The organism is Psychrobacter sp. CX10 (genome assembly GCF_057621575.2).
Map to the genome: position 1 here is coordinate 1,219,243 of NZ_CM177736.1, position 14,482 is coordinate 1,233,724.

Consider the following 14,482-nt stretch of genomic DNA (forward strand, 5'->3'; position numbering starts at 1 on the left):
AATGAGTGATGGTTATACAGGCTTTAGTGATTATGGGTCAGCTAACAGAGTTTGGAAAGATAGAGTTTATCTCGAAGAGCAAGCTAGAATAAACAATATTAATTATGTTAATGGAAATGAGGTTTTAAAATTTTGCGTAGAGAGATTTCAATCAGTTTCAATAACCTATGCTAATCAATTTATAAAAGATAATAATGCTAGAGTTAACTATGTACGTAAAATAAAGGAGATGTCATATAAGACTTTACAATCAGTCCGTTCTGGTGAGATTTCTTTAGCAGAAGGTGTTTCATATAGTAACGAAATGCGTAATGTAATAATGGATGAGACAAGAGTTTTGAGTTCTAGAGTTGGAAACGCTGAAGCTATTCGTCTTAAACAATATGGAAAAACTGAGCTGGAATTACTAGATAAATATGCTGACGATCTATTCAAAAAGACATATAGTCAGCTCGATGATATTGAACATAGAATGGTTCAATATCATTTGATAAGAGCTTCTGGTAGGGCTAGAGTTAGCGTAACAGTAAAATCTAAATCATTAAGTATTCTAGGTAGGGTATTTTGGGTAGTAACAGCTGCTTTTGCAATTTACTATATTATGAATGCAGAGAACAAGTCAAAGGAGTTTGTTATTCAAGGAAGTACCATAGGCGGTGGTATTGCTGGAGGAGCGTTGGGCGGAGCTGCTGCTTCTTTCGTCTGTGGGCCTGCCAGCCCAATATGTTTTTTAGCATTTATTTCTATTGGAGGGTTGGCAGGTGGGTGGGCTGGGGCTGAACTTTCCAGAAAAATCTACGAAGAGTCTGAGGAGTATGTAACATGGAACGTATTTTAGGAGAACAAGAGATTTGGTACCCTTTGTCTGATTTATTCATTGATAATGAGATACCATATGAATCTGTAGCTAGAAAAATATTTAATTATTCTAATGAAATAATTGAATACACATTATTTTATGAGGTTGCTCCAGTTTGCGCACCGAATTTACTCGCTGCTGCTCCAATAGCTTGGGGAGGATTTAATAGGAAGGCTTTAGAAGAAAACATCACAAAACATGCTTATAAGTATAGCAATTCTAAAGCCTATAAATTTTTAATAGATATAAAGGCAAGTATATACAAAATGAAATATAAATCTGAATGGGAAATGTTGAAAGAATATTTAGAAGATAAAAGAGGTCAAACCTCATAATTTAAAACATTACTTAGATTTGAGAGTCATATATGAAGATTGGAGGGCTAAAAAAGACTTGTGGCTACAAAGTCACTCCTTTGGCTTAGCTCCCCCATTAAAGCTTACACTCAGTGCAACTAATTCAGGTCCATATGAGTCTTATGCTCATGAAGATATTGATCTAACTAATGTGGAAGATAGAATGAAATGGATATATAGCGTGGCTGATCTTTTTGAGAAATATATGTTTGGTAAGGAGAGAGACTATATGCATCAACAGTTAGAAACTATGGCAGGTTGGGTATGACACGACATCTGATAAATAAGAAGATAATTATATTTATACTGATTTTAATAGGTTTGACTACCTATGTAACCTGTCACAGTAATAATAAGGATAATATCATGCCACCTCAAGATAAGTTCTTAGAACTAACATTACATTCGACTGCTGAAGAATTATATGATAACAATTTTGAATTTAAAAACTTCCAAAAGCTTACTAAAGGTCCAATCGGACGAGATCAAAAAGGCTTTGACTTTCCTCGTGGTAGTAAAGTAGGTGCAAAATTTAATTACCCTGAGGGTCAGTTGGTTTTAAATAACATTAGTTTTATCAATGTAATGGATGATACTCGCATTGAAGACTATCGTTTACCTCAATTTAAAATTGTAACTTTCCTTCGTGGCAATAACCCTGATAACATAACAGACCATGAAGCCTATGAACAAGTACAGAAGATATTTAAACAGTTAGAAAATCAGGGCTGGGAATATAATTTCGCTATAAATGCACCGCGCATCACACCTGAAAATGCAGTCAAATATGCGTTAGCAGGTGGGAATGCCTCATACTTAGATTTTCGTTATCCACTCACGTTTAAAGAGTTTAATCAAATTACCTCCTACATTCATCGTTGGTATCTACGCCATGGCACAGATACTTTTTTAGAGATTGAGATGTGGCGTAATATAGAGGACAATGGCGATACAACTATACTATTTGCTTATGAATTTCATGACCAATTAAGTGAACTCGAACGTTTTGTAGATCTTGAAAGTAATAAATCTATTATGAAGACTTTTGCTCAACATTATCAAAGAGAACCACATATTTATAGACTAAACTCTGAATCTAAAGTTATCTCAAAAAATATTCCTATTGACAAAACCTTAACTACTTATACCTTTCCGTTAGTTAAAGAACAAACTGGATTTGATACTGCAAATCTAATTAATACTGACCCTTATAAAATAACCTTTGAAGAATTCATTAAACGCTTCGAGGCTGGCGAAGACATGACACCTTACTATGAGAACCAACCAAAAGCTAAACCTGAAATAACCAGCCAAGCTCGAGGACGTTGTCCTGCAAATCAGCCTTGTCCTAAATCAGGATTCTGGTTTACCCATGCTAAAGCTAACAGCCGAGCTTACTTCAAACAAGGCACAATTATGCCAGACTACCCAAACAATAATTGGGGAGTTGTCATTTGGCAATTTGATGGAGAAGCTTAGAAAGCTTCAACCACGCCCACCCTATGCGAGAATACTATCTAACCGCTAGCCCCGATTGAAACGATTATACTTGGTAAAGCACAGGGTTGCAGGCGCTTGGCTAGTGGCAGTATAGTAGCTTACAAAAACATCGCAAATGCTAATAAGGAGAATAGAATGAAATGGATTAATAGGGCTGCTAAAAAATTTCATGGATTGATGCAAAATGAAAAGACTTATATGCACAATCAGCTAAGAACTATGGTTAGTTGGTACAACAAGGCAGACTCATGAGCTTATATAAAATACGTTTCAGCCCTATGTTAAAACGACTATGCTTACCTATTATCTTTATTGTTCTATTATTTTATACAATTGCTTGTCAAGCTAATAAAGAGGTCGTTATGCCGAGTAAGCCCTTAGAAATTGCATTGAATATTACAGCAAAAGAGCTGTATGAAATGAATCCTGATTATAAGCAATATCAGGAAGCAGATGCTCAGCCAATGGGAGCTACCTTTCAAGGCTATGACTTTCCTCGTTATCAAGAAGCACCACTGCTATTTAAATATTTTAATGATGAAATCCTAATAGATGGCGTGATGTATGTCATGGCATATGATAATGTAAAAATAAACGATGGTCTGTTAACGAATTATGATATCGCTTTTCTCTACAATAAAGATAAAGTAAGTATAAGTGATAAAGAAGCCTATGAGAAAACTATGGCTTTCTTTAAGCAGTTGCAAGATAAGGGTTGGGTTTATGATAATGGTATATCTCATGCACGGCTATCTCCAGATGATAGTTTCGAATTCTCTATAAATCCACTAGGCCATGAGTTTTACTTAGATATATCTAAAGACTTAACTTTTGATGAGTGGATGCAATTGAGTGATTCGCAAATATGGAAAGTACGAAATAATACTGATACGTTTATGGATATACGATTAAACCGACAAACAGATGAAATGACAAATAATCGCCATTATTTGATAATTCTCACTATATACGACCAAATTGAAAAAGTGAAATCGACTGTAGGCGCTGATCATCGAAATGATTGGGAGACGGTATATCCTAAAATTTATTTGAAAATTCCCACTTGGAGATTAGAAAGTGAATCCAAAGCTCTAGAAATGGGCCTCGACATCCAACAAGATCAACCAGACTACACCTTACCAATTGTGCTAGAGAAGACAGGTATCGACACCAGCAAGTTTGTATCAATTGACCCCTATAAAATAACCTTTGAAGAATTCATTAAACGTCAAGATGCTGGCGAAGACATGACACCTTACTATGAGAACCAACCAAAGGCTAAACCTGAAATAACCAGCCAAGCTCGAGGACGTTGTCCTGCAAATCAGCCTTGTCCTAAATCAGGATTCTGGTTTACCCATGCTAAAGCTGACAGCCGAGCCTATTTCAAACAAGGCACAATCATGCCAGACTACCCAAACAATAATTGGGGAGTTGTCATTTGGCAATTTGATGGAGAAGCTTAGAATTGCTTCAACGACGCCCACTCTATGCAAGAATACTATCTAACCGCTAGACCTGATTGAAACGGATTTACTGACACAGCTCCTTGCGATGCAGACTGTGGCTAGCGGCGGTATGGTCATAGCAGTAACGACACTAGCCACAAAAGTCTGCACTCCATGGGCAAGGCAGATATTATTGTAAAGCGGGAATAGCTACCAACCTATACCCAAACTGACAGTCACTTAACCCAGCTGGTTCTTATAACAGCAGATACCCATGGGTAGGTGCTTTTTATAGCAAACACAGCACCCCGCCGATGACGGGAATAACTGATACACAGTCAGACACAGACAGCCGTGATAACATGACCCCTACTCGCCTAGCCTTGTTTGATGCACCTGCACAGCCTATACACCGTATGGAAGCACAAGCAGGCGCAAACTATGGGACACACTTTACACATAGAGCTGATGATCAAACCTTGGTTCAGTCACTTGGTGATGGTGAGCATTTAATCAATGCGGGTAGCTTATTGTCTACCACGCGTCCTAGTCTTTTTAAAGCTGAAAATGAAAAAGCAATAGAAAGCGGCTATCGACATACTTCAAACGGTGGGCATTCAGAATGGGTAACTGATCATAGAACTGATAAAGCCTACTCACAGCTTAATATCAACCAAGGTGATGTCGATGCTACCCTTAAGATGGGTATCATTAACCCATCAAGCACAGAGTCGACTCCTCAGCGTGACGGCATACATGCCACCACCACGGCACAAGTAAGTGTCAAAACGGGTCAAGCACTGGTCATATCAAGCCAATCCCAAACTCATGACCAAAGCTCTGAGCATGATTATCAGCATCATACCCCTACCCTCACCCAAACCAGTCTTGGTGGTCAGCATTTAAGCGAGCGCTTAACCCAGCTTGCCACAGGTTTAGGTCGCAATGTGAATAGTCATAAGGATATCAAGACCCAACTTGAGGCCATTACCAAAGAGCAAACCCAAACCACGCATCATAAAACCCCTTATACCTTAATAGACAGCGTGACCCCTGCTGTCAAATCCGTACAATTAAACTTGGGAGATTTTAGTTACGCAGCCTGACGACAATAATCAGACCACACCTGTCTTGGCGATTTATAGCCTAAACTCTTTTGAATCCTCGTTTGGTTGTAGTACAGCTCAATATAGCCAATGATATCGCTGATCGCTGCAAATCTTGTTTTATAGTCTTGGTGATATACCAGTTCATTCTTTAATGTACCCCAGAAGCTTTCTATCGGAGCGTTGTCATAGCAATTACCTTTGCCACTCATAGAGCCTATAAAATGCTGCTGCTTGATGATCTTGTGATACGCATGGCTGCAGTACTGGCTACCTCTATCAGAGTGAACGATTAGCCCTTTGCTGGGTCGTTTGTTCTTAATGGCCATATTGAGTGCACGGCATACAAGATCCGCAGTCATACGTTTATTGATGGCATAGCCGACAAGCTCTTTGGTATACAAGTCTTTAACACCAGCCAAGTACAGCCAGCCCTCGTTTGTCCAGATATAAGTCATATCACTGACCCAAGATTGATTAGGTCGACTGGCTTCAAACTTTTGATCCAGCACGTTTGGATAAACTAACTTGTTATGGTGTGAGTCGGTGGTGACTTTAAAGCGTTTGTGGCGACGGCATTTGATGTTATGTTCTTCTTTGATACGTCGAACCATGTATAGGCTAATATCAAACCCTTGCTCTGTCAGCTTTGCCTGCAGTCGCTCAGCACCATAACGTTCTTTACTTTCACTATGAGCGGCTCTAACCAGTAGCTCAGAGCGGTTACGATGTATCTGCTGCTCACTGATATCGCGATTTATCCAGTCATAGTAGCTAGAACACTTAACCTTTAATACCCGGCACATAGAGACGATACTAAAAATCTGTCTATTCGTCTTTATAAAGGCGTACTTCACTAATTGTTTTTCGCAAAGTACGCGGTGGCCTTTTTTAGGATCTCTCGTTCCTCTTCAGCAACTTTAAGCTGTCGTTTAAGGCGCTTGTTCTCTTCTATCACAGCCATAAGCTGTGGATCGTACTGCTCTGTCCCTTCAAGTTTGCCTTGATTGGCTTTGTGATGCCAGTTCGATAGCGTTTGCATGGCGATGCCAAGCTGCTTTGCGGTCGCTGTAATATTTCCGTTGTTCTGTGCTATCTTCTTGACGGCTTCGGCTTTGAATTCTGCGCTATAAGTTCTGATTTTCTTGGTCATGGTAAACTCCTCATTGAGTCACTAGTTTACCAAGTTTATCTCTACGGTTTCTTCAGCATAGCTCAGCGCCGCTGATAGCAGTTATGTGAGTGAAGATTTGCTGGTTCATCGCGCTATGGGTGAAATGCTATCAACTACGCAAGAAGATAGGTTTGTGACCAGTGGTAAAACGCACCATCAGGTGAGTGGTGAGTCTACAACTATTGTGGCAGATGGTAGTGTGAGTATAACCAATGCCAAAGACAATATCATGGTATCGGCGCATACAGGACGACTTGAGGCTACCGCTAAGCAGGATGTGAATATTTCGTCTTCAACTAAAGAAGTTGAGGTTGTGGCAACCAATAAGGTAACCATCAATGCAGGCTCAGCAAGTATTACGCTTGAGGGTGGTGATATTACGATTAAGGCTAATGAGTTTATTGAAAAGGCAGGTAAGCATAATCCAGCTAAGGGTGGGTTTGATGGGCGTTTCGTTTCTAGCTTACCTTCTAACGTACTTGCAGAACCCCTTACCTTTATTGAGCTTAATTATTTATACGATGATGATACGCCTGTTAGCGGGGCACCCTATAGAGTAGAGTTTGAAGATGGTTCTGTACGTGAAGGCACACTTGATGAAAATGGCTATGCTCGTTTAGTGGGTGTACCAAAAGGTCAAGCACGGTTATATTATGGAGAAGATCCTGCAGAGTTTAAGCCTTATATAAATCTGGAGGATGATGTATGAGTAATGGTTTCGGAGGAGGTGCTTTAGGCATAACGAATATTGGTAAGGATTATACGCCGCAAAAACGAAAGAATAGTACCAATGAGAAACCTGTAGGATGGTTTGAGGAATTAAAAAAAGAAGTAGGTAGCTTTTTAATTGGTGAGAATACGTCATCATGGGCTTTGTTTGCTGAGATTGTCATTGGAGCTGTGCCTATTGCTGGACAATTGGTAGATGCTCGAGATATCGTTAAAGCTGTCATGAACTTAAAAGATAAGCCTTCTGATATAACATTATGGTTCATACTTATTGCAGCACTTATAGGCTTAATACCTGTCGTTGGAGATGCCGTCAAAAGCTCTATTAAAGCGATTAAATTAGGCGGTAAAAATCCCGAAGACTTACTAGCATTTATGCGAAATAATGGGACTGGCAACCCAGAACAAGCTATTTGACCCCTGCTGTCAAATCCGTACAATTAAACTTGGGAGATTTTAGTTACGCAGCCTGACGACAATAATCAGACCACACCTGTCTTGGCGATTTATAGCCTAAACTCTTTTGAATCCTCGTTTGGTTGTAGTACAGCTCAATATAGCCAATGATATCGCTGATCGCTGCAAATCTTGTTTTATAGTCTTGGTGATATACCAGTTCATTCTTTAATGTACCCCAGAAGCTTTCTATCGGAGCGTTGTCATAGCAATTACCTTTGCCACTCATAGAGCCTATAAAATGCTGCTGCTTGATGATCTTGTGATACGCATGGCTGCAGTACTGGCTACCTCTATCAGAGTGAACGATTAGCCCTTTGCTGGGTCGTTTGTTCTTAATGGCCATATTGAGTGCACGGCATACAAGATCCGCAGTCATACGTTTATTGATGGCATAGCCGACAAGCTCTTTGGTATACAAGTCTTTAACACCAGCCAAGTACAGCCAGCCCTCGTTTGTCCAGATATAAGTCATATCACTGACCCAAGATTGATTAGGTCGACTGGCTTCAAACTTTTGATCCAGCACGTTTGGATAAACTAACTTGTTATGGTGTGAGTCGGTGGTGACTTTAAAGCGTTTGTGGCGACGGCATTTGATGTTATGTTCTTCTTTGATACGTCGAACCATGTATAGGCTAATATCAAACCCTTGCTCTGTCAGCTTTGCCTGCAGTCGCTCAGCACCATAACGTTCTTTACTTTCACTATGAGCGGCTCTAACCAGTAGCTCAGAGCGGTTACGATGTATCTGCTGCTCACTGATATCGCGATTTATCCAGTCATAGTAGCTAGAACACTTAACCTTTAATACCCGGCACATAGAGACGATACTAAAAATCTGTCTATTCGTCTTTATAAAGGCGTACTTCACTAATTGTTTTTCGCAAAGTACGCGGTGGCCTTTTTTAGGATCTCTCGTTCCTCTTCAGCAACTTTAAGCTGTCGTTTAAGGCGCTTGTTCTCTTCTATCACAGCCATAAGCTGTGGATCGTACTGCTCTGTCCCTTCAAGTTTGCCTTGATTGGCTTTGTGATGCCAGTTCGATAGCGTTTGCATGGCGATGCCAAGCTGCTTTGCGGTCGCTGTAATATTTCCGTTGTTCTGTGCTATCTTCTTGACGGCTTCGGCTTTGAATTCTGCGCTATAAGTTCTGATTTTCTTGGTCATGGTAAACTCCTCATTGAGTCACTAGTTTACCAAGTTTATCTCTACGGTTTCTTAAGCATAGCTCAATTAGAAGAGCTTTAGATATTGGTAAATTAAAAAGCTTACTAAATAAAATTTTAACTCCAAAGTTTTTAAATAGTTTAAGTCGCGCAAACAAGCAAAAACTAGTGCAAATCCAAAGGGATTTTGATCGTAAAGCCAATATCATCATAAAAGAAATTGAAGGCTGGCTTACGAGGACGCCTGCAACGGCTAGTAGTAATGTTGCAAGTTCTGGAATAGCTTTAGGTAATAAACCAAGTACAGCCCTTGCTTCAACTAATAATCGTGCGTCAGGTGAGGTCGTAAACCATAATAACTCAAATACTTCTCGGGTTGGATCGAAAGATCCTCCTAGAGATGAAAAAGGACGTTATACTTATGACCCAAATAAACCTATAACAAGCTTAACGAGGCCATCCATTCGATCAGAAACGAAACGTAAAATTAGAGAACGATATGATTTTACAGAGGACGGTAAAGCTATAGACAAATTAACTGGTGAAGTTATAGAGCCGCCATTACACTATGGTCATATTGAGGGGTGGGAGAATAGGCGACTAATAGAAGCCTCTGAAAAATTAGGTATGTCCCAAAAACAGTTAAATGACTATGTAAATTCCAGACCTGATATATTTGAGATTCAAAACGGGCCTGAGAATATAAGTCACAAAGGTGAAAAACCTGGGCGTGGAGAATTAGAGAGGATATTAAACGATATGAATCAATCTCCTAAAAAGGGCAACTAATGAAAAATAATAAAAGTAGTGTAGAAGCACGTTTTGACGAACTTTATAAAAGTAGTCCCAAACTTCGGGTGGCTGTTGCAGAAAGTGAAGGGAATATTAAACTATTGAAAAAAATATTTTTAATCAACAAAACTTTAGATATACTAAGCATCTCAGAAGAAGAATCATGGAACTACCTTCATAGAGCGAATTTAATTAACCCTTCTCCTAAAGAAACCATTCAATTCTATATAGATAATGGTGTGCCTGTAAACACTCAGGACTGCTATGGTATGACGCCTTTGCATTATGCCATGCGAGCTCAGAATGTTGAAGCAGCTAAGTTATTACTTGAGGCAGGTGCTAATCCCAATATACCTAATGATAAAAATATAACACCACTTGCGTATATTAATGGCATGCCCGAAGAGTTAGGCTTACTAAAAATGATGTTAGAAAAAAAAGGGGATGTTAACTTTGATACAGGTGGTGGCAGTATTTTAGAAAAGATTAAAAAATACAGATCTAATGACCCAAGGTTTATCCCTGTTATCAAATTGATGGAGAAATACGAGAAAGGTCATCGTCCTTATCTTGATTAAATATTATATTTAATGTCCGTTTGGAAAATAGTATGAGTGTATATATAGTAGAGGGGGATGGGCGAAAGGTTCTGATAATAAGATATATTTATTAAGAGTAAAAGATGCTATTAAACTTGCAAAAAAACATTTTGGTCAGCCAACCTCGACTTTTAGTTCGACACAAATATCAATGTCTGAAGTTCTTAAACAACTTACGGAAAAAACAGGCATAAAAATATTTGGTGTTAGAGGCTTTAATAACGCGACTGGTCATGTAACGCTTTGGAATGGTTCTGATTGTGGTGACAAATGTTATTTTTACCATAGTGGCTCTGCACAGACTACTGAGGTTATTTTCTGGGAGATAAAGTAATGAGATGTTTATATGTAATAGCCCTTATCCCTTTTATATTATTATTACAGGGCTGCGCAACTACGAATACAACAATAAAAAAATCACATATTATTGATTCCAGACAGAAACTTAAGAATTTTGGTATGGCTTTTTGCATGAGATACAAGACTCCAGATGAAGAAAGCCAAATCTATAAAGAGTTTTCTATTGCTGAATCAGCTTATTTAGAGTCTGGCTCTCATGATTTAAGGATATACAAAAATGTTAGAAGATTTGTAAAAGAAAACTATCAAGAAAGTGCTTTTTCAACATATGATAAGGATGTTGCACTAGTTTCCTGTCTAAGTTTATATAACAGTCCAGAGTATAACGATTATATTAAACAGCTTGATTCTGAAATATATGAATAAGAATATATAAATTATAAAATTAAAAAAATTAAATTTATATTTTATATACTTTAATTAGGGGCTGTCTAGAATTAGTAATTGAAAAAAAAGTAACGCATTACATTTTATTTAACACAACAAAAAACAAAGACGTTAGTTATGGCTCGAACCATGCTCAAAGACGAACAATGTCAATAGTTTGCACATATATTGAAGCAAATTCGAATATATAAGATTTTTATGCGATAGTTTTTTATTGCTATTCTTCTATGTCTACTAGCCTTGTTAACTACAACTTCTTGCATGGGGCAATCTAAGCCTACACCACAAAAAGTCACTCTGCACTTTATTCAACAAGGCGTTGAAGACTTTATAACTTATACTGGTGGTAATGCAGATGTTCAGCCTGCTGGAATGAGCTTTTTTAGTTTGTTTTGGACGCCTCCTAATCTAGGGTCTGTTAATATTGCTCATGGAGGTCATACTTTAACTATAGATAATGTATTTTCCGTACTAGGAAACTCTAAAAATAGCAATTTAATTAAAGGTATTATAGGTATACGTATTAATTCCGGCTTAAATAAAGCAGAATTTGTAAAGCCAAAAGAAGCTTACTTAGCCTACAAGTAACTACTAAAACAAATTAATCAACGAGGTTGGCATCAATATTATGCCCCCTATGCACCTCGTATTTCAAAACAAGATAATCTTAGGTCTATAAAGCAATCTAACGAAGTCACGGATCCTAGTTATATTTTAAGCTATGAAGAATGGTTTGACTTGTTTAACAGCAACCCAGACCAAAGTCTGTATTATAATTTATATCTTGATGGCATTATAATGGGTATTACTCTTAAAAGAACAGAAGCTAACGAGATTAGACAAGAGCAGTATATGCTTAGGTTTTATTTTGAAACGGAAGAATATGTCGGCGTTAATTTAATAGAAAATGGCTCTAAACTTGAAGGGGCAGCCTTGAGACAAGCCTATGAAGACACCATTAAAATGGCTTTAAATGGTAGATCAAAGCAAGAGCTTGAACTTAAAGAACAAGGCTACACTATAGATGAAAGTTACGAGACCCCTGACTCATGGGAGTATATGCAATAGTTGAATGTAACAATTGGATAATGATTTTTTTTATGAAACTCAAAGACTCATAGTTTCCATTCACATAGTTGATGAACTAGCAATCTAGAGTGGTTATAGCAACACTGGTAGTAGTAATAGCCGTGAATCAGTTGTCATTCTCAATTCAAAAGTTTGTAGGGGGAACCCGGAATGTTAAAAAATTGAGAAGTTATAGAGCCTGTCGATCCATATATAGGTGCAATTGAAGCCAGTACTATAGCAGATGTAAGGATAGTGGTATCAGGAGAGAGTGTCACATAGTAATTTTTAACGCTCAATATTCGCAAACTACGCAGTGGGCTCATTAGTATGTGGACCCGCAGCTTATTTGTGTTTTGGTACTTTAATATTGATATTTAGTGTATTAGGGACTGTCTTTACCTCTTGGAGTTCAGAGATAATCTATGATGAAGCTCAAGAGTTTACTAGTTGGAACTAAATATGAAAGAAAATTTAAATCGACATGATATTTGGTATCTAATGTCAGATATATTTGTAGAAGATATTAATGAATATGATTATGTTGCTAGAGAGTTAAACCATCTTCCATTAAATGAATTAAAATTAATTTTCTTTAATGAAATTGCACCTGTCTTTAAACCTAAGATATTAACCTCAGTCTATATAATTGATTATGGTGGTTATAATAGAGAGTATGTTGTTTCAGCAGTTAGAAAACATATTAAAAATTATCAAAACAATGCTCTATATAGAATCAAATCTGACATACTAATGAAAATATTTGATAAGTCAGTTAATGAGAAATGGAAAAACATGAAAAATTATATAGATAAATATCACCAAAATCCAAAGCAGTAGAGCTCGTATTGATCTACTCGAGTAAGCTATGCGCTGAATAAATTGGCTGAATTTGGAAGAGGAAAAATGTCTATTCCTGAACTGCAGATTGTATTTACTTCAAAAGCGGACACAAATGATCCCAAATTAATAAATATTACACCTGATTATATCAAACTGGCTAATATTACTAAAAGGATGAAGTGGATTACCAGTGTTGCCGAGCAATTTATTAATCTTATGAACGATAATGATACGAAAGCAAAAGTTGAGAGGGAGATGGTCAAAATAGCAGGATGGATTAACAAAACTTTGGAATAGTTATGCTTAAACATCAACTTATCAAAACAGTATTACTAGCAATTTCATTATCACTATCTTCAGTAGCCTGTAGTGAAAATAATAAAGTAAATACTATGCCGCCTCATGCGTATGTTTCAGTAGAAGAGAGTCCAGAAACCTTTAAAAAAAATAATGAGCACATTAAACAGTATTGGAGTTTTGACGATAATCCACTCAATATTGGCAGCTTAGGGGTTACTTTTTACGAAATTAACTTTCCATCTAACAATGGGACTGCTACCTTTAACCACCCTAACGTTCCCCCGCTTACTATTAATAATGTCGGTATGACCTCAGGCTTTTATATTCATGATAAACCTAAACGAGGCATACAGTCGGTTCGAATTGATTTTTTCGTCCCCAACTCTCAAGGTAGCTATGGCGTTACAAAAAAAGATGCTTATACCGCTGTGCAAAAGTTGTTTAAACAACTAGAAGAGCAAGGTTGGCAAAATGATCGCCGTGTCACTAATGCTCGTATATCTGTTCAAGATAGTTATTCTTATGTCACTAATGAGAATGTATCATCTAGTTTTTTGAACTATCAATACCCTCTCACCTTTGATCAGTTCAAGAGCTTACCGAGCTTGCAAGCATGGAAACTGCGCCATGGTACTGATGTGTTCTTAGATGTTAGATTGCAATACAACTTTGAAGAAGAGATTAATAATTACGTTTATATGATCAGCTTGGATTTTAGGTCAGAAGAAGTTTATATCAACAGTTATATCAGTTACGACAATCCAAACGATACTATGGAATTAGTTTTTACAAAGTCTTATCCAGACTTACCGCAAGCAAGGTTATATGCTGAAACTCAAGCTTTAGAAATGGGCCTCGACATCCAACAAGATCAACCAGACTACACCTTACCAATTGTGCTAGAGAAGACAGGTATCGACACCAGCAAGTTTGTATCGATTGACCCTTATAAAATAACCTTTGAAGAATTCATTAAACGCTTCGAGGCTGGCGAAGACATGACACCTTACTATGAGAACCAACCAAAAGCTAAACCTGAAATAACCAGCCAAGCTCGAGGACGTTGTCCTGCAAATCAGCCTTGTCCTAAATCAGGATTCTGGTTTACCCATGCTAAAGCTAACAGCCGAGCTTACTTCAAACAAGGCACAATTATGCCAGACTACCCAAACAATAATTGGGGAGTTGTCATTTGGCAATTTGATGGAGAAGCTTAGAAAGCTTCAACCACGCCCACCCTATGCGAGAATACTATCTAACCGCTAGCCCCGATTGAAACGATTATACTTGGTAAAGCACAGGGTTGCAGGCGCTTGGCTAGTGGCAGTATAGTAGC

20 protein-coding genes are annotated in these 14,482 nt (G+C 37.9%); 18 read left to right on the forward strand and 2 right to left on the reverse strand.

What is annotated here, in order from left to right:
- Position 1 precedes the first annotated feature (1 nt).
- The 7 genes from AC21OH_RS04750 to AC21OH_RS04780 all read left to right on the forward strand — a co-directional run bounded on the left by AC21OH_RS04750 (position 2) and on the right by AC21OH_RS04780 (position 5,269).
- A complete protein-coding gene (locus tag AC21OH_RS04750) occupies positions 2–838 on the forward strand; it encodes a hypothetical protein (protein ID WP_487371668.1) in 837 nt (278 codons plus the stop codon).
- On the forward strand, positions 823–1,194 hold the full coding sequence (locus AC21OH_RS04755; RefSeq protein ID WP_487371669.1) for a DUF7079 family protein: 372 nt from the start codon (positions 823–825) through the stop codon (positions 1,192–1,194). Before AC21OH_RS04750 ends, AC21OH_RS04755 begins: the two co-directional genes overlap by 16 nt.
- Before the next feature lie 58 nt (positions 1,195–1,252).
- Positions 1,253–1,483 carry a DUF2515 family protein gene (locus tag AC21OH_RS04760; RefSeq protein WP_487371670.1) on the forward strand — a complete coding sequence of 77 codons (231 nt, stop codon included), beginning with the start codon at positions 1,253–1,255 and terminating at the stop codon, positions 1,481–1,483.
- Between the two features lie 98 nt (positions 1,484–1,581).
- Positions 1,582–2,694, forward strand: a complete 1,113-nt coding sequence (locus AC21OH_RS04765) for a hypothetical protein (protein WP_491140181.1) — start codon at positions 1,582–1,584, stop codon at positions 2,692–2,694.
- 156 nt (positions 2,695–2,850) lie between these two features.
- Positions 2,851–2,967, forward strand: a complete 117-nt coding sequence (locus AC21OH_RS04770) for a DUF2515 family protein (RefSeq protein ID WP_491140183.1) — start codon at positions 2,851–2,853, stop codon at positions 2,965–2,967.
- Between the two features lie 110 nt (positions 2,968–3,077).
- The gene (locus AC21OH_RS04775; protein WP_491140185.1) at positions 3,078–4,181 is read left to right on the forward strand and encodes a hypothetical protein; all 1,104 of its coding nucleotides are present in this window, start codon (positions 3,078–3,080) and stop codon (positions 4,179–4,181) included.
- Between the two features lie 296 nt (positions 4,182–4,477).
- Complete coding sequence (locus AC21OH_RS04780; RefSeq protein WP_491140187.1) at positions 4,478–5,269, forward strand: hypothetical protein; 792 nt, start codon at positions 4,478–4,480, stop codon at positions 5,267–5,269.
- Here AC21OH_RS04780 and AC21OH_RS04785 read toward each other — a convergent pair.
- Positions 5,257–6,422 (reverse strand): IS3 family transposase gene (locus AC21OH_RS04785; protein ID WP_491140049.1). Its coding sequence is split into 2 segments (ribosomal slippage): positions 5,257–6,164 and positions 6,164–6,422, totalling 1,167 coding nucleotides; the frame shifts between segments, so codons are not numbered across the junction. The genes AC21OH_RS04780 and AC21OH_RS04785 overlap by 13 nt on opposite strands.
- A gap of 85 nt (positions 6,423–6,507) precedes the next feature.
- Here AC21OH_RS04785 and AC21OH_RS04790 point away from each other — a divergent pair.
- Positions 6,508–7,152, forward strand: coding sequence for a DUF2345 domain-containing protein (locus AC21OH_RS04790; protein ID WP_491140189.1), 645 nt, complete (start codon positions 6,508–6,510; stop codon positions 7,150–7,152).
- Positions 7,149–7,589 carry a hypothetical protein gene (locus AC21OH_RS04795; protein ID WP_487371720.1) on the forward strand — a complete coding sequence of 147 codons (441 nt, stop codon included), beginning with the start codon at positions 7,149–7,151 and terminating at the stop codon, positions 7,587–7,589. The genes AC21OH_RS04790 and AC21OH_RS04795 overlap by 4 nt, the downstream gene beginning before the upstream one ends.
- 43 nt (positions 7,590–7,632) lie before the next feature.
- Here AC21OH_RS04795 and AC21OH_RS04800 read toward each other — a convergent pair.
- Positions 7,633–8,798 (reverse strand): IS3 family transposase gene (locus AC21OH_RS04800; protein WP_491140049.1). Its coding sequence is split into 2 segments (ribosomal slippage): positions 7,633–8,540 and positions 8,540–8,798, totalling 1,167 coding nucleotides; the frame shifts between segments, so codons are not numbered across the junction.
- Between the two features lie 167 nt (positions 8,799–8,965).
- On the opposite strand from AC21OH_RS04800, the gene AC21OH_RS04805 reads away from it, so the two are divergent.
- The 9 genes from AC21OH_RS04805 (at position 8,966) to AC21OH_RS04845 (ending at position 14,363) form a co-directional block, all read left to right on the forward strand.
- Complete coding sequence (locus AC21OH_RS04805) at positions 8,966–9,586, forward strand: GH-E family nuclease (protein WP_487371619.1); 621 nt, start codon at positions 8,966–8,968, stop codon at positions 9,584–9,586.
- Positions 9,586–10,167, forward strand: coding sequence for an ankyrin repeat domain-containing protein (locus AC21OH_RS04810; protein WP_487371618.1), 582 nt, complete (start codon positions 9,586–9,588; stop codon positions 10,165–10,167). The genes AC21OH_RS04805 and AC21OH_RS04810 overlap by 1 nt, the downstream gene beginning before the upstream one ends.
- Before the next feature lie 109 nt (positions 10,168–10,276).
- Complete coding sequence (locus AC21OH_RS04815) at positions 10,277–10,522, forward strand: T6SS effector amidase Tae4 family protein (RefSeq protein ID WP_491140408.1); 246 nt, start codon at positions 10,277–10,279, stop codon at positions 10,520–10,522.
- Positions 10,522–10,914 (forward strand): T6SS amidase immunity protein Tai4 family protein, encoded by a 393-nt coding sequence (locus tag AC21OH_RS04820; RefSeq protein ID WP_487371617.1) that lies wholly within the window; start codon positions 10,522–10,524, stop codon positions 10,912–10,914. Before AC21OH_RS04815 ends, AC21OH_RS04820 begins: the two co-directional genes overlap by 1 nt.
- Before the next feature lie 282 nt (positions 10,915–11,196).
- On the forward strand, positions 11,197–11,523 hold the full coding sequence (locus AC21OH_RS04825; protein WP_487371616.1) for a hypothetical protein: 327 nt from the start codon (positions 11,197–11,199) through the stop codon (positions 11,521–11,523).
- Positions 11,524–11,733: 210 nt separating this feature from the next.
- Positions 11,734–12,003 carry a hypothetical protein gene (locus tag AC21OH_RS04830; RefSeq protein ID WP_487371615.1) on the forward strand — a complete coding sequence of 90 codons (270 nt, stop codon included), beginning with the start codon at positions 11,734–11,736 and terminating at the stop codon, positions 12,001–12,003.
- Between the two features lie 462 nt (positions 12,004–12,465).
- Complete coding sequence (locus AC21OH_RS04835; RefSeq protein ID WP_487371614.1) at positions 12,466–12,843, forward strand: DUF7079 family protein; 378 nt, start codon at positions 12,466–12,468, stop codon at positions 12,841–12,843.
- Positions 12,844–12,909: 66 nt separating this feature from the next.
- A complete protein-coding gene (locus tag AC21OH_RS04840) occupies positions 12,910–13,143 on the forward strand; it encodes a DUF2515 family protein (RefSeq protein WP_487371613.1) in 234 nt (77 codons plus the stop codon).
- A gap of 2 nt (positions 13,144–13,145) precedes the next feature.
- Positions 13,146–14,363, forward strand: a complete 1,218-nt coding sequence (locus AC21OH_RS04845; RefSeq protein WP_491140194.1) for a hypothetical protein — start codon at positions 13,146–13,148, stop codon at positions 14,361–14,363.
- The last annotated feature ends 119 nt before the right edge of the window (positions 14,364–14,482 follow it).